Source organism: Pseudomonas sp. BAV 4579, from assembly GCF_009765395.1.
In the GTDB taxonomy this organism is placed as follows: Bacteria; Pseudomonadota; Gammaproteobacteria; order Pseudomonadales; family Pseudomonadaceae; genus Chryseomonas; species Chryseomonas aestiva.
The window spans coordinates 1-20,107 of record NZ_WHOV01000015.1 but is presented as its reverse complement, the minus strand read 5'-3'; the positions used below and the strand labels follow the sequence as shown (position 1 = coordinate 20,107).

Here is a 20,107-nt window from a genome sequence, read left to right as displayed (position 1 = left end):
TTGGTGCAACTTTCGACAGGGGGCTGCGGTAAAAGATTCGCTGCAGGTTACAGACGGCGTGCGCTTCGTCGATTAATCCAGACTGCCCAGGAGCTGCTGCGCGGCCTCATGACCACTCAACCAGGCACCTTCCACCCGACCGCTGGAGCACCAGTCGCCACAGACGAAGACGCCCATGTCGGGATCGCCCAGTGCGCCCCACTGATGGGGTTGCGCGGGACGGGCATAGAGCCAGCGATGGGCCAGGCTGAAGGTCGGCGCCGGCAAGGGGCAGCCGATCAGTTCGGCGAAGGCGCCATGCAGGCGTTCGATCACCTCGTCCTTGGCGGCGTCGAGGTGCGCCTTGCTCCAGGCGCTGGTGGCATGCAGGACCCAGGTGTCCAGGGTGGTGTCGCGCCCGGGCTTGCAGCGATTGCGCGCCAGCCAGTCCAGTTCGCTGCCCTCCACGAAACAGCCTTCCACCGGGGTCTGCAGGGGCGTGGGAAAGGCCAGGGCCACCGACCAGGTCGGTTCCATGCTGACGCCGGCCACAGTGGCCGCCAGCTTGGGCACGCTGGACAGCAGCGCCGTGGCCTGGGGGGCCGGCATGGCGATGATGACCTGAGCGAAGGGGCCGTGGGTCTCGCCGCCGGCATCCAGCAGGTGCCAGTGCTGCGCCCCGCGAAAGACCTCGGTGATGCGGCAGTCGAAGGTGACCGGCAGATCGGCCAGCAGGTGGCGGGTGATGGCGCTCATGCGCGGCACTCCGACCCAGCGCGGCTGCTCGTCCTGGGACGGACTCAGGCGACCCTCGCGATACTGGTAGAGCGCCGGGTTCCATTCGGCCGCGCAACCGGCTCGACGCCACTCGTTGAGGGCGTCGATGAAGCGCCGGTCGCGGGCGGTGAAATACTGGGCGCCCAGGTCGAGGGCGCCGGCTTCGCTGCGCTTGCTGGCCATGCGGCCGCCGCTGCCGCGACTCTTGTCGAAGATCTGGACCTGCTGCCCGGCGCGAATCAGCGTCTGGGCCGCGGCAAGTCCGGCTATTCCTGCGCCAACGATGGCGATGGGGGCAGTCATGATGGACCTCGCTTGTCTGACGATTCGCCCTTGTCGAACGTTTGCGCGCGCAAGGGCTCTACGGCTACGACTGGCAACCGTTCTGGATCTTTCGACCCACGACCATACCAAACAATCCTCTTCCCTTCGTTCAGATGCATACGGGCGGCAGGGCAATACGAGAAGGAAGTGACGACATGCATATCCTGCTGACCGGTGGCACCGGATTGATCGGCCGTGCGCTGTGCCGCCAATGGGCGGCCGCTGGGCACCAACTCACCGTGCTCAGTCGCGACCCGGGGCGGGTGGCGCGCGAATGCGGCCCCGGGGTGCGCGGCATCGACCAACTGGAGGCGCTGGGCGATGAACATCTGGATGCGGTGGTCAACCTGGCCGGCGCACCCATCGCCGACAAGCCCTGGACCCGAGGTCGCAAGGCCGAACTCTGGCAGAGCCGCATCGGCACCACCGAGCGCCTGATCGAATGGCTGCGTGACCGCCCGCAGAAACCCGCGGTCCTGCTGTCCGGCTCGGCCACCGGTTTCTATGGCGACAGCGGCGAGAAGCCGGTGAGCGAGGCCGATAGCCTGGCCGGTTCCGACTTCGCCGGCGAGTTGTGCCTGGCCTGGGAGCAGGTCGCCAACGAAGCCGAGAAGCTGGGCATCCGCGTGGTCAACCTGCGTACCGGCCTGGTGCTGGCCGCCGACGACGGCTTCCTGCTGCGCCTGCTGCCGCCCTTCCGCTTCGGGCTCGGCGCGCGCCTGGGCAATGGACGCCAGTGGATGCCCTGGATTCATTTACAGGATCAAATCGGGGCCATCGATTTTCTTCTCAACCGCAGCGATGCCCAGGGTCCCTATAATCTCTGTGCCCCCCAGCCGGTCCGCAACCGGGAATTCACCGAGGCGCTGGGACGGGCCTTGCGGCGCCCGGCGCGATTGCTGATTCCCGCCTTCGCCCTGCGCCTGATGGGAGAGCTGTCCATCCTCCTGCTGGGTGGCCAGCGCGCCCGCTCCGAGCGCCTGCTCGCGGCCGGGTATGTCTTTCGCTATCCCGAGCTGGATGCGGCCCTGGCCGACCTGCTCGCTGCCAAGGATTCACGATGACTACCAACGCTCTGCTGCTCGCCAACCTGGGTTCGCCCGATTCGCCCCATGTCCCCGACGTGAAGCGCTATCTGAACCAGTTCCTGATGGACCCCTATGTGGTCGATCTGCCCTGGCCGCTGCGCCGTCTGCTGGTATCCCTGGTGCTGATCAAGCGACCCGCCGCCTCGGCCGAGGCCTATGAGTCGATCTGGTGGGACGACGGCTCGCCATTGATCGTGCTCAGTCGCCGGCTGCAGGAAGCCGTACGGCCACTCTGGCGCCATGGTCCGGTGGAGTTGTGCATGAGATACGGCGAGCCCTCGGTGGAAACGGTGCTCAAGCGCCTGGCCAGCCAGGGCGTCCGCGAGGTGACCTATGCGCCGCTCTACCCGCAGTTCGCCGACAGCACCACCACCACCGCCATCGTCGAGGCGCGGCGGGTGATCGAGGCCCACCAGCTGCCGCTGACGCTGAAGATCCTGCCGCCGTTCTATGACCGTCCGGAATACCAGGCGGCGCTGGCGGCCAGCGTCGAGCCCTATCTGCAGGAGCCCTACGACCACCTGCTGCTGTCCTTCCACGGCCTGCCCGAGCGGCATATCCGCAAGCTGGTCAAGGATCGCACGCACGACCTGCGCGCCCCCGACAGCAGCAAGGTCACCGCCAGGGCCCTGGCCGTCTGCTACCGCAGCCAGTGCCAGCGTACCGCCGAGCTGGTGGCCCGGCGCCTGGGCATTCCCGACGGCAAGTGGTCGGTTTCCTTCCAGTCGCGGCTGGGCAAGGACAAGTGGATCGAGCCCTACACCGAGGCGCGGCTGGACGCGCTGGCCAAGGCGGGGGTCAAGCGCCTGCTGGTGATGTGCCCGGCATTCGTCGCCGACTGCATCGAGACGCTGGAAGAGATCGGCGATCGCGGGCGCGAGCAGTTCATCGAAGCCGGTGGCCGGGAGCTGGTGCTGATTCCCTGCGTCAACGACGACCCGGCCTGGGCCCGGGCGCTGGTGGAGCTGTGCGAAGAGGTAGCGGAACTGCCGCCGCAGCCGATCGAGCAACCCAGGATGCCGGCGTAACGGCATCCTGGGCCGGCCGTCAGAGCAGCGGGCGCTCTGGCGGTTCGGCGTCCTTCTTCCAGGCGTTGTGCCCGGGCAGGACCAGGTTGAGGCCGATGGCGATCAGGCCGCAGAGGGAGATGCCCTTGAGGCCGATCTCGCCGTTGCCGAAGACGATGCCGCCGATGCCGAACACCAGGGTCACCGAGACGATCACCAGGTTGCGTGCCTCGGACAGATCCACCTGGTGGCGGATCAGGATATTCAGCCCCACCACCGCGATGGAGCCGAACAGCAGGCAGAGAATGCCGCCCATGACCGGCACCGGGATGGTCTGCAGCGCCGCGCCGAACTTGCCGACGAAGGCCAGCACCATGGCGAAGCCGGCGGCCCACAGCATGACTCGCGGATTGTGGTTCTTGGTCAGCATCACCGCGCCGGTCACCTCGGCATAGGTGGTGTTGGGCGGCCCGCCGAACAGCCCGGCGGAAGAGGTGGCCAGGCCGTCACCCAGCAGGGTGCGGTGCAGTCCTGGCTGCTTGAGGTAGTTCTGGCCGGTCACCCCGCCCACCGCGATCACCCCGCCGACGTGCTCGATGGCCGGCGCCAGGGCCACCGGCACCATGAACAGGATGGCGCCCCAGTGGAATTCCGGCGCGACGAAGGCCGGGATCGCCAGCCAGGGCGCGGCGGCGATGCCCTCGGTATGGACGATGCCGAAGACGAAGGCCAGGGCATAGCCGACAAAGACCCCGGCGAGGATGGGCACCAGCCGGAACATGCCCTTGCCGTAGATGGCCACCAGCAGGGTGGTGACCAGCGCCGGCATGGAGATCAGCATCGCCGTGGCATAGGGCACCAGCTGGGCGCTGCCGTCCCCGGCCTTGCCCATGGCCATGTTGGCCGCCACCGGCGACAGCCCCAGGCCGATGGAGATGATCACCGGGGCGATCACCACCGGCGGCAGCAGGCGGTCGATGAAGCCCACGCCACGCACCTTCACCGCCAGCCCCAGGAAGGTATAGACGAAGCCGGCCGCCACCACGCCGCCCAGTACCGCCGGCAGACCGAATTCAGCCTTGGCGGCGATGATCGGGGCGATGAAGGCAAAGCTCGACGCCAGGAACACCGGGACCTGACGGCCAGTGACCAGATGGAACAGCAGGGTGCCGAAGCCTGCGGTGAAGAGGGCCACATTGGGGTCCATGCCGGTGATCAGCGGCATCAGCACCAGGGCGCCAAAGGCCACGAAGAGCATCTGGGCGCCGACCAGGATCTCCCGCCAGAGCGGTTCCCGCGCGGTCACGCTCAGGCGTCCTTCTGCTTGGTGCCGAAGATCTTGTCACCGGCATCGCCCAGCCCCGGCAGGATGTAGCCGTGCTCGTTGAGGCGCTCGTCGATGGAGGCGGTGTAGAGGCGCACGTCCGGATGGGCTTCCTCGACCGCGGCGATGCCCTCGGGCGCCGCCACCAGCACCAGGGCACGGATTTCCCTGGCCCCGGCCTTCTTCAGCAGGTCGATGGTGGCGATCATGGAGCCGCCGGTGGCCAGCATGGGATCGATGATCATGGCCAGGCGCTGGTCCAGTTCACCCACCAGCTTTTCCAGGTAGGTGTGGGCCTGCAGGGTGGATTCGTTGCGGGCGAGGCCCACCACGCTGACCCGGGCGCTGGGGATCAGGCTGAGCACGCCGTCGAGCATGCCGATGCCGGCGCGCAGGATGGGCACCACGGTGACCTTCTTGCCGGAAATCTTTTCCACCTTGACGGTGCCGCACCAGCCTTCGATGTCCACCTCTTCCACCGGCAGGTCCTTGGTCGCCTCGTAGGTCAGCAGGGCGCCGACTTCCTGGGCCAGTTCGCGAAAGTTCTTGGTACTGATATCGGCGCGCCGCATCAGGCCGAGCTTGTGACGGATGAGCGGGTGGCGGATTTCGTGGACGGGCATGGGATTCTCCAGAGACGGTAGGGCAGCGGATCGAGGACGTTTTTGGTACGACCGGCGGCCCGAAGGCCTGCCGCAGGAAGGGCAGGCGCACAAAAAAACCGCGGTACATTAAAGCATCCGACTCGAGGTGGGCAGTACCCTGCGACAATAGTAGCCGCCTGGCGGCGCTTGAGATCAGTTCGCGGTGTCTGTACCTTTGCCGCCTTTTATCCGCGCCAACCATCAGGCAGGCGCCCCGTCCCCCGGAGAAGCCCCATGTCCGCCGATCTCGCCCACATCCGCCAGGTCATGCAGGAAGCCGATTGCCTGTATGACGAAGCCCAGGTCGAAGCGGCCATCGACCGGATCGCCGCGTCCATCACCGCCGATCTCGCCGAGCGCAATCCGGTGGTCTTCTGCGTGATGAACGGCGGTCTGATCCTGACCGGCAAGCTGGCCACCCGGCTGCATTTCCCGCTGGAAATGTCCTACCTGCACGCCACCCGCTATCGCAACGAGACCACCGGCGGCGAGCTGTTCTGGAAGGCCAAGCCCGAGGTGTCCTTCATCGATCGCGATGTGCTGATCGTCGACGACATCTTCGACGAGGGCCATACCCTCAAGGCCATCATCGACTTCTGCCGCCACGCCGGCGCCCGCGAAGTCCACACCGCGGTGCTGATCGACAAGACCCACGACCGCAAGGTCAAGGGCCTGGAGGCCACCTACGTCGGCCTGCCCTGCATCGATCGCTACATCTTCGGCTACGGCATGGATTACAAGGGCTACTGGCGCAACGCACCCGGTATCTATGCCGTGAAGGGGCTGTGACCGCGCGGCCGTTCGATCAGGCGCTGTTCGCCGACCTGCTCCGGCAGGCGGCGGCCAGCCCGCGCCGGCGCGCCCATTACAACCTGCATCTCATGGACGAGCCCTGCCATCGCCTGGTGGTGGGGATGTGCGAAGACAGCTACATACCGCCCCATCGCCACCTGGATCCGCACAAGTCCGAGAGCCTGCTGGTGCTGCAGGGCCGGCTCGGGCTGCTGACCTTCGGCGAAGACGGACAGGTGCTGCTGCGCCGCGAACTGTCCCAGCGCGCCGGTTGTCCGGGCGTCGATCTCGCCCCCGGGCACTACCACGCGCTGGTTGCCCTGGGGGGCGACTGCCTGTTCTTCGAATGCAAGGCCGGGCCCTTCGTGCCGCTGGGCGAGGGTGAACGGCCGGCCTGGGCCCCGCTGGAGGGCGCACCCGACGCCGAGCGCTATCGCAGCTGGATGCGCGCTCACTTCGATTGAACTTTCGACCAGGGTCGCGGTATCACCACGGTTTGTCACTGGCGGGCAGGCGAGGGGCGGGGTTAGAATCGATCCTCCTTTTCTCCAAAGAATCCCCCAGCACAGGTAGCCAAAGGATGCGCAAGGATAAAAAGCAGGTCATCGGTGAAGAGATCAGCGACGAGCAGATCAAGCTGTTTCTCGCGGTCGAGCCGGCGGACGATACTCCCGCGTCTCTGCACAAGCTGGTCAAGGCCTATCGCGGCCTGCGCCCGGACGACTTCGAGCGCTTCGTCGGCTTCTTCGTCGAGGCCGGCTACGACCTGGATGCCCGTAACGACCAGGGTGAAGACTTCATCGAGCTGATCCGCAGCCATCGCCAGGCCGAGCCCTATATCGACGCGCTGCGCGCCGCCCACGCCTAAAGGGCCGCATAAAAAACAAACCCCGCCATGGCGGGGTTTCTTTTTGCCTGGTGAACGGACCGCCTGAGCGGCCCGTCGGCCATCAGGCGTCGCGGTTGCGGGTCAGCAGCGCGGGCTTCTCGCTGCGCGGCCGGCTTGGCATCTCTTCCAGCTGCTCCAGGGTCGGCAGGCGATCGGCACGCGACGGCTTGTGCACGATCTTCGGCTGCGGCTTGTTCGACGCCCGCTCTTCCGTGGCATAGGCGCGCGGCTCGCTGGGCGCGGCTTCATAGGGCCGGGCGGCACGGGGCTGGCCGTTCTGACCACGCCGCTTGCCGGGCTGCTGCTGTTGCTGGCTGCGCGGACCGCGGGCAGCGCCCTGGCCCTGGCCTTGACCCTGACGGGGCTGGCCCTGGCCGCCGGTCGTGGCGGCGCGTGGCGCGCTGCCGCCGTTGCCACTGCGCGGACCCTTGCGGCCCTTGCCCTGGTAGGGGCTCACGTAGTCGACGCTGTTGCCGAAGTTGTCGTAGGCGTCATCCAGGAATTCTTCCGGATCACGATTGCGCGGCTGCTGGGCAACGGCCTGGCCGGGTTGCACGGCGGCCTTGTCCTGGCCGGCGTCATCGCGATCGCGGCGGTCGCGACGATTGCGGGAACGCCCCTTGCGCTCGCCCTGGGGCTGGGTGCCGGACGGCTCGCCAGCGGCGGCCTTGCCTGCGTTCTGGGCCTGACCCTGCCCCTGATTCTGACCTCTGCCTTCGCTGCGCGCCGGCTTGTCGGCCTTCTTCTGGCGATTCTGCTGCGGCTTGCCACGCGGTTCGCGGGGTGCCCGGACTTCCGGCTGCTCGGGCGGCACGGACTGCGGGTCGAAGCCCTGCATGTCGCCGTCCTGGATGCTCTGCTTGGTCAGGCGCTCGATGGCCTTGAGCAGCTTCTCTTCGTCCGGGGAGACCAGCGAAATGGCTTCGCCGCTGCGACCGGCCCGACCGGTGCGGCCGATACGGTGGACATAGTCCTCCTCGACATTGGGCAGCTCGAAGTTGACCACGTGGGGCAACTGATCGATGTCCAGGCCGCGGGCGGCGATGTCGGTGGCGACGAGGACACGCACCTCGTTGCTCTTGAAGTCGGCCAGGGCCTTGGTGCGGGCGTTCTGGCTCTTGTTGCCATGGATCGGCGCCGATGGCAGGCCGTGCTTGTTCAGGTACTCGGCCAGGCGGTTGGCGCCGTGCTTGGTCCGGGTGAACACCAGCACCTGTTCCCAGGCACCCAGGGTGATCAGGTGGGCGAGCAGGGCGCGCTTCTGGTTGGCGGGGATGCGGAACAGCCGCTGCTCGATGCGCTCGACGGTGGTGTTCGGCGGGGTGACCTCGATCCGCTCGGGATCCTGCAGCAGCTTGCCGGCGAGGTCGGTGATGTCCTTGGAGAAGGTGGCCGAGAACAGCAGGTTCTGGCGGCGGGCCGGCAGACGGGCCAGGACCTTCTTCACATCGTGGATGAAGCCCATGTCCAGCATGCGGTCGGCTTCGTCCAGCACCAGGACCTCGATGGCGGACAGATCGACGCTCTGCTGACCGGCGAGGTCCAGCAGGCGACCCGGGCAGGCGACGAGCACGTCGACACCCTTGGCCAGGGCGGTGACCTGCGGCTTGAGGCCGACGCCACCGAAGACGCAGGCGCTGCGCATGGGCAGGTCGCGGGCGTACACCTTGAAGCTGTCGTGGACCTGGGCCGCCAGTTCACGGGTCGGCGTCAGCACCAGCACGCGGGGCTGCTTGGCCACATAGTGGTGACCATCGGGATGACCGTTGGGAAACAGGCGCTCAAGCACCGGCAGCGCGAAGCCACCGGTCTTGCCGGTGCCGGTCTGGGCGGCCACCATCAGATCGCGACCCTGCAGGACGGCCGGAATGGCGCGTTGCTGAACAGGCGTGGGATTCGTGTAGCCAGCGTCTTCCACAGCGCGGGCAAGGGCCTCGGAGAGACCGAGGGAAATGAAGGACATGCGGGGTTCCTGTCTCTGTCGGCGTCCCGCCGACGTGGGGGCGCGGTTGCGCTGCCGGTTGACGTCCGAAAGGCTTGGGACGTCTCGCCCACCCTCGTCATCCTGCGCTGGATGACGAGTCGGACGATGACCGATAGCGGTAATCACGATTGGGTAAAGTCGCCGCCAGTTCGCCTGGCCGACTTCAAAAACCGAGGTTTCGCCAGATGGCGATACACGGTTCCGCTTGGTTCAGGGTATAGAAGTGCACACCGGGTGCCCCACCTTCGAGCAGTCGCTCGCAGAGGTCGGTCATGACTTCTTCGCCAAAGGCCTGGATGCTCTGGGTGTCGTCACCGTAGGCTTCCAGTTGCTTCCGCAGCCAACGTGGCAATTCAGCGCCACAGGCATCGGAGAAGCGCGCCAACTTGCTGTAGTTGGTGATCGGCATGATGCCAGGGATCACCGGAGCTTCGACTCCCAGTTTGCGGACACGTTCCACAAAATGGAAGTAGCAATCGGCGTTGAAGAAGTACTGGGTGACCGCGCGGTCAGCACCGGCCTGCATCTTGTACACGAAATTGCGCACGTCGTCCGTAAAGCTGCGCGCCTGCGGATGGGTTTCCGGATAGGCGGCGACTTCGATATGGAAGTGATCACCGGTTTCCTCGCGGATGAAGGCGACCAGATCGCTGGCGTGGCGCAATTCGCCACCGCCGGACAGGCCCATGCCGGACGGCAGGTCGCCGCGCAGGGCGACGATGCGGTTGATGCCGGCTTCCCGGTACTGCTGGAGCAACTCGCGCAGCTTGGCCTTGCTGTCTCCGACGCACGACAGATGCGGTGCGGTCGGCACCCCGACCTCGTCGTTGAGCTGGCGCACGGTGCGATAGGTACCGTCGCGGGTGGAGCCACCGGCGCCATAGGTGCAGGAAAAGAACTCCGGCCCGTGACTCGCCAGTTGCCGCGCCGTGGCGATCAGCTTCTCGTGGCCCGCTTCTGTCTTGCAGGGAAAGAATTCGAAACTCAGACTGGGTTTCACGTCGTCTCTCTCGTGGGCGGCCACCCGCTCCGGGGAGCGGGTGGCCTGGCCATCAGTAGCGGTAGCTGTCGGGCTTGAAGGGGCCTTCCTGGGTCACGCCGATGTACTTGGCCTGAGCGTCTGTCAGGCGGGTCACCACGCCACCGAAGCCCTTCACCATTTCCAGCGCCACTTCTTCGTCGAGCTTCTTGGGCAGGACCATGACGGTGACGTTGGCGGTCTTCTCGGCGACCGGCAGGTCGGCGAACTTCTCCTGGTACAGGTGAATCTGCGCCAGCACCTGGTTGGCGAAGGAGCCGTCCATGATGCGGCTGGGGTGGCCGGTGGCGTTGCCCAGGTTCACCAGGCGGCCTTCGGCCAGCAGGATCAGGTAGTCGTCGTTGGCCGAGTCGACGGTCAGGCCGGTGCGGTGGATCTTGTGCACCTGCGGCTTCACCTCTTCCCAGCCCCAGTGCTGGCGCATGAAGGCGGTGTCGATCTCGTTGTCGAAGTGGCCGATGTTGCACACCAGGGCGCGCTTCTTCAGCGCCTTGAGCATATTGGCGTCACAGACGTTGACGTTGCCGGTGGTGGTGACGATCAGGTCGATCTTGCCCAGCAGGGCGCGATCCACCGAGGCTTCGGTGCCGTCGTTCAGGCCATCGACATAGGGCGAGACCAGCTCGTAGCCATCCATGCAGGCCTGCATGGCGCAGATCGGGTCGACTTCCGAGACCTTGACGATCATGCCTTCCTGACGCAGCGAGGCGGCCGAGCCCTTGCCCACGTCGCCGTAGCCGATCACCAGCGCCTGCTTGCCGGACAGCAGGTGGTCGGTGGCGCGCTTGATGGCGTCGTTGAGGCTGTGGCGGCAACCGTACTTGTTGTCGTTCTTGCTCTTGGTGACCGAGTCGTTGACGTTGATCGCCGGGACCTTGAGGGTGCCGTCCTTGAGCATGTCCAGCAGGCGATGCACGCCGGTGGTGGTCTCTTCGGTGATGCCGTGCACGCGCTCCAGCACCTGCGGATACTTGTCGTGCAGGATCTGGGTCAGGTCACCGCCATCGTCCAGCACCATGTTGGCGTCCCAGGGCTGGCCGTCCTTGAGGATGGTCTGCTCGATGCACCACTCGTATTCGGCTTCGGTCTCGCCCTTCCAGGCGAACACCGGGATACCGGCGGCGGCGATGGCGGCGGCGGCCTGGTCCTGGGTGGAGAAGATGTTGCAGCTGGACCAGCGCACTTCGGCGCCCAGGGCCACCAGGGTCTCGATGAGCACGGCGGTCTGGATGGTCATGTGGATGCAGCCGAGGATCTTGGCACCGGCCAGGGGTTGCTCGCCGGCGTACTTGCCACGCAGCGCCATGAGGGCGGGCATTTCCGATTCGGCGATGATGACTTCGCGACGACCCCAGTCGGCCAGGGAGATGTCGGCGACCTTGAAATCGTTGAAAGCGGCAGGCGTGAGGACAGCGCTCATTGAAGAGTCTCCATTCGTTAGGTGCGAATGGGCGCCGTTGATGCGTTCTGATAACGCTCCGTTCGAGCCTGACAACGTCTGACGTCATGCCGGCCGTGATGCGCGCGCCAGCGGCGGGTCGGCTAGGATGGGATAACGCAGCGTGCTGCAGCGCCCCTCGAACGGAAGGCGGGGCGGCCTGGTGGCCGCGATGCGCGGGCAGTATAACGAGGATCGCGATAAACCCAAAGGGTGGCGCTCTGCCTCATGTCGACCGGAATCTACCGCGCGCACCCTGATCTGATGCTCCAACCCCCCTGGAAATTCAAGGAGCCCTGATGAACTTCCATACCCGCAAGTGGGTGAAACCCGAAGACCTCAACGCCAATGGCACCCTGTTCGGCGGCAGTCTGCTGAAATGGATCGACGAGGAGGCGGCGATCTACGCCATCGTGCAGCTGGAAAATCCCAAGGTGGTGACCAAGTACATCTCGGAGATCAACTTCATCAGCGCCTCGCGTCAGGGCGACATCATCGAGCTGGGCATCACCGCCACCGAGTTCGGGCGTACCTCCATCACCCTGAGATGCGAGGTGCGCAACAAGATCACCCGCAAGAGCATCCTCACCATCGACAAGATCGTCTTCGTCAATCTCGACGAGGAAGGCAATCCGGTGCCCCATGGCAAGACCCGGATCACCTATGTCGAGGACAGGTTCAAGGAGTCGCCTTGAGGCCGGCGCGGGTCACGTCCAGGCGCCGCCGCTCGGCCCAGTAGAGCAGCAGTTCACGCAGTTGCGAGAGTTCGATCGGCTTGCCCATGTGGCCGTCCATGCCGGCCTCCTGGGCGCGATCCTTGTGCTCGGCGAGGATATGCGCGGTCAGGGCCACCACCGGAGTGCGCGAACGATGATTCTGCTGTTCCCAGGCGCGTAGCCGGCGGGTGGCGCCAAAGCCGTCCAGCAGGGGCATCTCGCAATCCATCAGGATGAGGTCGTAGGTGTTCTGCTGGAGCTTTTCGAAGGCCTCCAGGCCGTTGCTCACGGTATCGGGTTCGACGCCGAGCTTCTTCAGCATGCCGCGGATCACCTTGACCGAGATGCTGTTGTCCTCGGCCACCAGCACGCGGAAATCGCTGGGAATGCCGCTGGGCTGTTCCTGGGGCTCGGGCTCGCTGACCCGCTGGCCGCGGCGCGACAGTTCGTCGGCCAGGGTGGCTCTGAGGGTATAGCCGGCCACCGGCTTGGCCAGCACCCGCTTGATGCCGGCGTTGCGGGCGATGACCTTGCTCGGCGCGTTGCTCAGCCCGGTGAGCATGATCAGCAGCAGATCGTGGTTGAGATTCTCGTCTTCGTTGATGCGCGCGGCGAGCTGCATGCCGGTCATGCCCGGCATCTGCTGATCGAGCAGCACCACATCGAAGTATTCCCGCAGGTGCGACTGGGTACGCAGCAGGGCCAGGGCCTCGCGCCCGGAGGCGGCGGTCACCGCCTGCATGCCCCAGGCGCTGCACTGCTGCTGCAGGACCTTGCGGCAGAGTTCGTTGTCGTCGACCACCAGCACCCGCACGTCCTGCAGCGGATAGTCGCTGTCGCCGCGCGACAGGACCAGCGCCTGCGCCGGGATGGGCAGGCTGATCCAGAAGCTGGAACCGCCTTCGGCGTTGTTCTGGATGCCGAAGTCGCCCTGCATCAGCAGCACCAGCTGGCGGGCGATGATCAGGCCGAAATCCAGGCTGTCGGTGTCGCTGGCGAGAAAGTCGCGGCGGTCGAGGTGGGTGGACAGCAGCTGGCGACTCAGCGCCGCGTCCAGCGGCGTGCCGCTGTCCTGCACCGAGATGCGCAGGCGTGGTGGCTGGCCGGTGGCCTCTTCCAGGGAGATCACCAGCAGGATCTCGCCTTCCTCGGTGCGCTGGAAGGCGTTTTCCAGCAGGTTGAGCAGGATCTGGCGCAAGCGGGTCGGGTCGCCGATGAAACGGCGCGGCACCTGGGGCTGGATGAAACTGAGCAGTTCGACCCGGTGCTCCTCGGCACGCGGCCGGAAGATGTCCAGGCAGTCGTCGAGCAGGGCGTTGAGGTCGAAGGTGACCTCCTCGAGTTCGATCTGGCCACTTTCCAGGCGGGTGATGTCGATGATCTCGTTGATCAGGTTGAGCAACTCGGCGCCGGCGCTGTGGATGGTCTGCACATAGTCGCGCTGCTTGGCCGACAGCGCCGTGCCCTGCAGCAATTCGGTCATGCCCAGCACGCCGTTCATGGGCGTGCGGATCTCGTGGCTGATGCGCGAGAGAAATTCGGCCTTGCCCTTGAGCTCCGCATGGTTCGTGGCTCTGTCGCGGGTGCGGGTGAAATGTTCCTCGCGCAGATAGCGACGCCGCTCCTCCAGGGCCAGGGTCAGCAGGATGCCGCTGAGCATGCAGCTGGCGATCAGGCCGCGGCCCATCCACACCGGTGGATTGGCGTAGCCGGCCAGGATCGGCAGCGCGATCAGCCCGGCCAGGGCCAGCAGGGCGCAGCTCATCACCAGCAGCCGCCCATAGCGGGCGCCCTGGTGCCAGCGCTCCAGCGCGATGATCAGGCAGGCGCACAGCGCCAGGCCATTGACCGCCATCAGCCAGTCGCCGACATAGAATTCGCCGGCGGCGATACGCACCACGGCGGCCAGGCCGACCAGGGCCAGCAGGCCGCGCAGCGTGCGGCGGACCCACAGCGGCAGCCGTCGCCAGCCGAAGAAGGCGCCCACGAGATTCAGCCCGGCGGCGCTGCAGGCCAGCACCGACAGATCGGTCAGCAGCGGCGTCTGGCTCTTGAAGGTGCCCAGGAAGAACTTGCTCAGTCCGAAGATGTTCAGGGCCACGCAGACCAGCATCACCAGCAGCAGGGTGAGGGCGCTGGTGGCGCGACTGCGGTGATAGAGCAGCTGGGCGCCGTTGTACAGCGCCAGCATGGCCAGGCAGCCGAGCAACACGCCGAACATCACCAGGCGATGGGTGATCTCGGCTTCGGCACTGCTGCTCAGGGTCAGGGCGATTCGCATCGGCTGGGGCGATTCGAATCTCAGGAAGAGGTCGAGCGGCTGATCGCTCTGTGGAATCGGAAAGACGAAGTCGCGACTGAGTTGCTGTGGATTGAGCAGCGGCCGCGACAGGCCATCGCGGATCTCGCTGAGCAACTGGTCATCGCGATAGGCGAAGAAATCCAGATAGCCGACGTTGGGCGAAATGATGCGCAGCAGCCGCTGCTGGGCGTCGGGCTGGATGCGGGTGTGCAGCCAGAGCGCACCGGAACCGGCCGGGCGGTGGGCCCTGGCGGTGGTCAGCGGTTTGAAGGCGGACAGCCGATCACGGACATCGTCGAGCGAGAATTCGCCGGTGACGTCCTCGTACTGCGCCCAGCCCGCATCCGGCGAATTCTCGGCCTGCACGGAATTGGCCACCAGCAGCAACAGCAGCCAGCTGACCACAAAGCCTATGGCGATCCAGAGCCGGTGCACGAGAGTTCCCTTCGCAAATGCGGACGTCGAGTATAGACCAGCCCGTCACGTCTGTTGACGTAACAGTGTAACAGGCTGACCCCTTAGGCGAGCTTCACTGTCGCTCGCGGGCGATGGCGCGGTAGCCGATGTCGCTGCGGTAGAAGCAGCCCGGCCAGGAGATTTCCCGGGCCAGCGCAGCGGCGTTCTGCTGGGCGGCGGAGACCGTTTCGCCCAGAGCCGTGGCGCACAGCACCCGACCGCCGGCGGTGACGACCTGACCGTCGCGCAGGCCGGTGCCCGCGTGGAACACCTTGCCCGGCAGCGCTGCGGCGGCCTCGAGACCGGCGATGGCGTCACCCGTGGCGTAGTCGCCCGGATAGCCGCCGGCGGCCAGGACGATGCCCAGGCTCGGGCGGGGATCCCAGCAGGCTTCGATCTTGTCGAGGGCCTCGGCCAGGGCGGCCTCCACCAGCAGCACCAGGCTGGACTGCAGGCGCAGCATCACCGGCTGGGTCTCGGGATCGCCGAATCGGCAGTTGAATTCGATGACCTTGGGCGCGCCACTCTGGTCGATCATCAGGCCGGCATAGAGGAAGCCGGTGTAGACATTGCCTTCGCTGGCCATGCCGGCCACAGTGGGTTCGATGATCTCGCGCATGACCCGCTCATGGACCGCCGCGGTCACCACCGGCGCCGGGGAGTAGGCGCCCATGCCGCCGGTGTTAGGACCGCTGTCGCCGTCGCCGACGCGCTTGTGGTCCTGGCTGGTGGCCATCGGCAGCACGTTCTTGCCATCCACCATGACGATGAAGCTGGCTTCCTCGCCATCGAGGAATTCCTCGATCACCACTCGCGCACCGGCATCGCCGAAGGCATTGCCGGAGAGCATGTCACGCACGGCGTCCTCGGCTTCGGCCAGGGTCATGGCGACGATCACGCCCTTGCCGGCGGCCAGGCCATCGGCCTTGATCACGATGGGCGCACCCTGCTCGCGCAGATAGGCCAGCGCCGGCTCCACCTCGGTGAAGTTGGCGTAGGCGGCGGTGGGGATCTGATGGCGCGCGAGGAAATCCTTGGTGAAGGCCTTGGAGCCTTCCAGTTGCGCCGCGCCGGCGGTGGGGCCGAAGCAGGGCAGGCCACGGCTGCGGAACAGGTCGACCACGCCGGCCACCAGCGGCGCCTCGGGGCCGACGATGGTCAGCTCGACGTTGGCGGCGGCGAAGTCGGCCAGTTGCTCCAGGGCCAGGACGTCGAGGGCGACGTTCTCGCACTTGGCTTCGGTGGCGGTGCCGGCGTTGCCGGGGGCGACGTAGACCTTGGTGACCCGACTGTCCTGGGCGACCTTCCAGGCCAGGGCGTGTTCGCGACCGCCGCTGCCGATGATGAGTACGTTCATGAAGCTTTCCTCTGGGCGAACGCTGGGCACGTCCGCCACGCAAATGGGTCGACGGCGAGGGCTGCGGCCCTCGCCGTGGCGGGCCTTAGTGGCGGAAGTGGCGCATGCCGGTGAAGACCATGGCGATGCCGGCTTCGTCGGCGGCGGCGATCACCTCGGCGTCGCGCATGGAGCCGCCCGGCTGGATCACCGCGGTGATGCCGTTGGCCGCGGCGTTGTCGATGCCGTCGCGGAAGGGGAAGAAGGCGTCCGAGGCCATGACCGCACCGGCCACGGCCAGACCGGCGTGCTCGGCCTTGATGGCGGCGATGCGCGCCGAGTTGACGCGGCTCATCTGGCCGGCGCCGATGCCCACGGTCTGCTGGCCCTTGGCGTAGACGATGGCGTTGGACTTGACGAACTTGGCCACCTTCCAGGCGAAGATCAGGTCCTGCAGCTCCTGCTCGCTGGGCGCGCGGCGGGTCACCACCTTGAGGTCGTCGGCGGTGATCATGGCGATGTCGCGGCTCTGCACCAGCAGGCCGCCGTTGACGCGCTTGAGGTCCAGGCCGGGCTTGCGCTCGGCGGGCCACTCGCCGCACTCCAGCAGGCGGACGTTGGCCTTGGCCGCGACGACTTCGCGGGCTTCGGCGCTGACGCGCGGGGCGATGATCACCTCGACGAACTGGCGCTCGACGATGGCGCGGGCGGTCTCGGCGTCCAGTTCGCGGTTGAAGGCGATGATACCGCCGAAGGCCGATTCGCTGTCGGTGGCATAGGCCAGTTCATAGGCCTGGCGGATGTCGCCGGCGACGGCCACGCCGCAGGGATTGGCGTGCTTGACGATGACGCAGGCCGGTTCCCCGTAGCTCTTCACGGTCTCCAGGGCGGCATCGGTGTCGGCGACGTTGTTGAAGGACAGTTCCTTGCCCTGCAGCTGGGTGGCGGTGGCCACGCAGGCTTCGCTGGCGTGCTCGACGTAGAAGGCCGCCTGCTGGTGCGGATTCTCGCCATATCTCATGTCCTGCGCCTTGATGAACTGGGCGCTGAAGGTCCGCGGGAAGGCGGCGCGGCCTTCGGTGGTCAGGGTCTCGGCCTGCTGGTCGATGCTGCCCAGGTAATTGGCGATCATGCCGTCGTAGGCGGCGGTGTGCTCGAAGGCCTTGAGCGCCAGGTCGAAGCGCTGGGCATAGGTCAGGCCACCGGCCTTGAGGTCGTCGAGGATGGCCGCGTAGTCGCTGGCATTGACCACGATGGCGACGTCCTTGTGGTTCTTCGCCGCGCTGCGGACCATGGTCGGGCCGCCGATGTCGATGTTCTCGATGGCATCGGCCAGGCTGCAGCCGGGCTTGGCCACTGTGGCGGCGAAGGGATAGAGGTTGACCGCGACCAGGTCGATGGGGCGTATGCCGTGTTCGCTCATCACCTCGTGGTCGACGCCGCGACGACCGAGGATGCCGCCGTGGATCTTCGGATGCAGGGTCTTGACGCGCCCGTCCATCATCTCCGGGAAACCGGTGTAGTCGGCGACTTCCACGGCCGGGATGCCTTCATCGCGCAGCAGCTTGTAGGTGCCGCCGGTGGACAGGATTTCCACGCCGATGGCCGCGAGTTCGCGGGCGAAGTCGACGACGCCCGTCTTGTCGGACACGCTGATCAGCGCACGGCGGACGGGGAGGCGAGAGGTCTGGTCGGTCATGGTCATGTCCATCAGGAGGAGAAAGACCGCCGGTCAAGCCCCCTGGGCCGCCGGCGATGAGGCGGATCAGAGCAGGTCGTACTGCTTGAGCTTCTTGCGCAGGGTGCCGCGATTGAGCCCGAGCATCTCCGATGCCTTGGTCTGGTTGCCCTTGACGTAATTCATCACGCTTTCGAGCAGGGGTGCTTCCACTTCGCAGAGCACCATGTTGTAGACGTCGGTCACCGGCTGCCCATCGAGGTGGGCGAAATAGTTGCGCAGCGCCTTTTCCACGCTGTCGCGCAGCGTCTGACCCTCCTGCAAGGGAGCGGTCAGGTGCTGCTTGAGGTCGCCGTTGTCACTCACAGGCGCTGTTCCAGTCAAAGTCTCGGTCATCGAATTCATGCCACCTGCTTCCCGGTCGGGGGCTGCGCGAAGAACGCGCGAATGCTGGCGTGCTGGGCTTGGGTGTCTTGCAGTCGGTTGAACTGGGCGCGCGATTCCGCGGCGCCCGGCCGGTCGGCCAGATACCAGCCGACGTGCTTGCGGGCGATGCGCACGCCCATTTCCGCGCCATAGAAGGCGTGCAGGGCGTCGAGGTGTTCCAGCAGGATGGCCTCCACCTCGGCATCGTCGGGCGCCGCCAGGTGCTCGCCGGTCGCCAGGTAGTGGGCGATTTCGCGGAAGATCCAGGGGCGCCCCTGGGCGGCGCGGCCGATCAGCAGGCCGTCGCAGCCGGTGTGTTCGAGCACCCAGCGGGCCTTTTCCGGGCTGTCGATGTCGCCGTTGGCGAACACCGGGATACCGACCGCCTGCTTGATGGCGGCGATGGTGTCGTACTCGGCGGCGCCGAGGAAACGGTCGTCCCGGGTGCGGCCATGCACGGCGAGGGCATGGATGCCCGCGGCTTCGGCCAGCTGCGCGATGCGCAGGCCGTTGCGATTGTCGGGATTCCAGCCGGTGCGGATCTTCAGGGTCACGGGGACGTCGACGGCGGCCACCACGGCGGCGAGGATCTCGGCCACCAGGGCCTCATCCTTCATCAGCGCGGAGCCGGCGGCCTTGTTGCAGACCTTTTTCGCCGGGCAGCCCATGTTGATGTCGATGATCTGGGCACCCAGTTCGACATTGCGCCGGGCCGCCTCGGCCAGCATCGCCGGATCGCCGCCGGCGATCTGCACCGAACGCGGTTCCTGCTCGCTGGCGTGGATCAGGCGCAGCCGCGACTTGCGGCTGTCGTAGAGCCGCACGTCACTGGTCACCATTTCCGACACGGCCATGCCGGCGCCGAGTGCCAGGCACAGGCGCCGGAAGGGCAGGTCGGTGACCCCGGCCATGGGCGCGAGAATCAGCGGATTGGGCAAGGTATAAGGGCCGATGCGTACCATCGACATATCTTTTTCCCTGGCGAATAGGCGCCTGTTCCGCCTGCGCCGGGAACCGGCCGCGGACAGGGGCTGCTGTGCTTGAAAAGGGTTGGGAATGATACCCGCTCGCCGCCTCCGGATAAAGCGCGAGTTGGCTAGTTTATGAGCAATTCACCCTGGCGCTACTCCGGCGAGAAGAAGCTCAGGCTGTAATTCACGGCTCGCGGACCGGGGTCGAGGATGTCCAGGGCGATGTGGATCGGCGTCTGCGGCGGCATCTCGTCCTGGCCTTTCAGTTCGCCATTCAGGTATTCGCCCGGCTTGAAGCGGCGGCTGGCGAGCAGTTGGCCATTGAGGTCGGCGAAGCGCAATTCCAGCAGCGGAAAGGGCTGCGAGAAGGGTGCCCGGTTGTAGAGGATGGCATCGACGCGCAGCGCCCCGGAAAATTGCGGGTGGCTGCGCACCACCAGGTTGCTGCTGCGGATCTGCTGGACATCGACCTTGGACGGCACCTTGCAGCCGAGGCTGGCGCAGGCCTGGACGAACAGCGGGCGATAGCTGTCCTGCCGCGCCAGTTCGTCGAAGTGGTAATAGACGTACTGGCCGGCCAGGCCGAGCAGCGCCAGCAGGCAGAGCAGGATCCACAGCAGGCGGCGACCCCAGCGCGGGCGCTGCGGGTGGCTGTCCAGCTGCAGCGGTTCGTCGTGCAGGTCCAGCAGCGGATCGTCCTGCCATTCCGGCTCGCTGCGCAGGCCGCTCGCGGCCTTGGCCGGCGGCGGCTCGTCGTCGCTGTCGCGAGCGGCGCTGAGGGATTCGGCAGCCGGCTCCTGCCAGTCGTCGAGGCGGCCCAGGCCGGGTTCGGCGCGTTCGTCGTCGTCGGCTTCGACCCGGCCGAGCGCGGGCTCCTGGCGTTCGGCCGGCGTGGCGGTGAGGGGCGCGGGCGGCGTGGCCGGGGCGGGCTTCAGCG

18 protein-coding genes and 1 riboswitch are annotated in these 20,107 nt (G+C 66.6%); of the genes, 6 read left to right on the top strand and 12 right to left on the bottom strand.

Annotated elements, in window-relative coordinates; genetic code table 11:
• Positions 1–72: 72 nt before the first annotated feature.
• Positions 73–1,170 (bottom strand): NAD(P)/FAD-dependent oxidoreductase, encoded by a 1,098-nt coding sequence (locus GSQ95_RS05300; RefSeq protein ID WP_158894863.1) that lies wholly within the window; start codon positions 1,168–1,170, stop codon positions 73–75.
• Positions 1,171–1,235: 65 nt separating this feature from the next.
• Here GSQ95_RS05300 and GSQ95_RS05295 point away from each other — a divergent pair, with 65 nt between their 5' ends.
• Positions 1,236–2,144: a TIGR01777 family oxidoreductase gene (locus GSQ95_RS05295; protein ID WP_158894866.1), complete on the top strand. Its 909-nt coding sequence runs from the start codon at positions 1,236–1,238 to the stop codon at positions 2,142–2,144.
• Positions 2,141–3,196, top strand: coding sequence for a ferrochelatase (locus tag GSQ95_RS05290; protein ID WP_158894868.1), 1,056 nt, complete (start codon positions 2,141–2,143; stop codon positions 3,194–3,196). The genes GSQ95_RS05295 and GSQ95_RS05290 overlap by 4 nt, the downstream gene beginning before the upstream one ends.
• A 19-nt stretch (positions 3,197–3,215) precedes the next feature.
• On the opposite strand, the gene GSQ95_RS05285 is transcribed toward GSQ95_RS05290, so the two are convergent.
• Together GSQ95_RS05285 and upp are read right to left on the bottom strand one after the other, a co-directional pair.
• Positions 3,216–4,481: a solute carrier family 23 protein gene (locus tag GSQ95_RS05285; RefSeq protein WP_158894871.1), complete on the bottom strand. Its 1,266-nt coding sequence runs from the start codon at positions 4,479–4,481 to the stop codon at positions 3,216–3,218.
• A gap of 2 nt (positions 4,482–4,483) precedes the next feature.
• Positions 4,484–5,122 (bottom strand): uracil phosphoribosyltransferase, encoded by a 639-nt coding sequence (gene upp, locus GSQ95_RS05280; RefSeq protein ID WP_158894874.1) that lies wholly within the window; start codon positions 5,120–5,122, stop codon positions 4,484–4,486.
• Positions 5,123–5,377: 255 nt separating this feature from the next.
• Here upp and GSQ95_RS05275 point away from each other — a divergent pair, with 255 nt between their 5' ends.
• From GSQ95_RS05275 to GSQ95_RS05265, 3 genes are all read left to right on the top strand, one after another.
• A complete protein-coding gene (locus tag GSQ95_RS05275; protein WP_158894877.1) occupies positions 5,378–5,932 on the top strand; it encodes a hypoxanthine-guanine phosphoribosyltransferase in 555 nt (184 codons plus the stop codon).
• Positions 5,929–6,399, top strand: a complete 471-nt coding sequence (locus tag GSQ95_RS05270) for a WbuC family cupin fold metalloprotein (RefSeq protein ID WP_158894880.1) — start codon at positions 5,929–5,931, stop codon at positions 6,397–6,399. The genes GSQ95_RS05275 and GSQ95_RS05270 overlap by 4 nt, the downstream gene beginning before the upstream one ends.
• A gap of 116 nt (positions 6,400–6,515) precedes the next feature.
• Complete coding sequence (locus GSQ95_RS05265) at positions 6,516–6,803, top strand: PA4642 family protein (protein WP_007161573.1); 288 nt, start codon at positions 6,516–6,518, stop codon at positions 6,801–6,803.
• 82 nt (positions 6,804–6,885) lie between these two features.
• On the opposite strand, the gene GSQ95_RS05260 is transcribed toward GSQ95_RS05265, so the two are convergent.
• The 3 genes from GSQ95_RS05260 to ahcY form a co-directional block, all read right to left on the bottom strand.
• On the bottom strand, positions 6,886–8,787 hold the full coding sequence (locus GSQ95_RS05260) for a DEAD/DEAH box helicase (RefSeq protein WP_158894883.1): 1,902 nt from the start codon (positions 8,785–8,787) through the stop codon (positions 6,886–6,888).
• A 184-nt stretch (positions 8,788–8,971) separates the two neighbouring features.
• Positions 8,972–9,808, bottom strand: a complete 837-nt coding sequence (metF, locus tag GSQ95_RS05255; protein WP_133861534.1) for a methylenetetrahydrofolate reductase [NAD(P)H] — start codon at positions 9,806–9,808, stop codon at positions 8,972–8,974.
• A 52-nt stretch (positions 9,809–9,860) separates the two neighbouring features.
• Complete coding sequence (gene ahcY, locus GSQ95_RS05250; protein ID WP_158894886.1) at positions 9,861–11,267, bottom strand: adenosylhomocysteinase; 1,407 nt, start codon at positions 11,265–11,267, stop codon at positions 9,861–9,863.
• Positions 11,268–11,289: 22 nt separating this feature from the next.
• Positions 11,290–11,432: riboswitch (S-adenosyl-L-homocysteine riboswitch) on the bottom strand.
• 152 nt (positions 11,433–11,584) lie between these two features.
• Here ahcY and GSQ95_RS05245 point away from each other — a divergent pair.
• On the top strand, positions 11,585–11,980 hold the full coding sequence (locus GSQ95_RS05245) for an acyl-CoA thioesterase (RefSeq protein ID WP_064309293.1): 396 nt from the start codon (positions 11,585–11,587) through the stop codon (positions 11,978–11,980).
• Here the strand turns inward: GSQ95_RS05245 and GSQ95_RS05240 are convergent.
• From GSQ95_RS05240 to GSQ95_RS05215, 6 genes are all read right to left on the bottom strand, one after another.
• Positions 11,964–14,738, bottom strand: a complete 2,775-nt coding sequence (locus tag GSQ95_RS05240; RefSeq protein ID WP_158894889.1) for a hybrid sensor histidine kinase/response regulator — start codon at positions 14,736–14,738, stop codon at positions 11,964–11,966. The two genes, GSQ95_RS05245 and GSQ95_RS05240, sit on opposite strands and share 17 nt — an antisense overlap.
• A gap of 94 nt (positions 14,739–14,832) precedes the next feature.
• Positions 14,833–16,116, bottom strand: coding sequence for a phosphoribosylamine--glycine ligase (purD, locus tag GSQ95_RS05235; RefSeq protein ID WP_158894892.1), 1,284 nt, complete (start codon positions 16,114–16,116; stop codon positions 14,833–14,835).
• A gap of 85 nt (positions 16,117–16,201) precedes the next feature.
• On the bottom strand, positions 16,202–17,794 hold the full coding sequence (purH, locus tag GSQ95_RS05230) for a bifunctional phosphoribosylaminoimidazolecarboxamide formyltransferase/IMP cyclohydrolase (protein WP_158894896.1): 1,593 nt from the start codon (positions 17,792–17,794) through the stop codon (positions 16,202–16,204).
• Between the two features lie 66 nt (positions 17,795–17,860).
• On the bottom strand, positions 17,861–18,178 hold the full coding sequence (gene fis, locus GSQ95_RS05225; RefSeq protein ID WP_026083845.1) for a DNA-binding transcriptional regulator Fis: 318 nt from the start codon (positions 18,176–18,178) through the stop codon (positions 17,861–17,863).
• On the bottom strand, positions 18,175–19,167 hold the full coding sequence (gene dusB, locus GSQ95_RS05220) for a tRNA dihydrouridine synthase DusB (RefSeq protein WP_158894899.1): 993 nt from the start codon (positions 19,165–19,167) through the stop codon (positions 18,175–18,177). The genes fis and dusB overlap by 4 nt, the downstream gene beginning before the upstream one ends.
• 155 nt (positions 19,168–19,322) lie before the next feature.
• On the bottom strand, positions 19,323–20,107 hold a 785-nt coding region (locus tag GSQ95_RS05215), incomplete at its 5' end, for a DUF3426 domain-containing protein (RefSeq protein ID WP_158973756.1).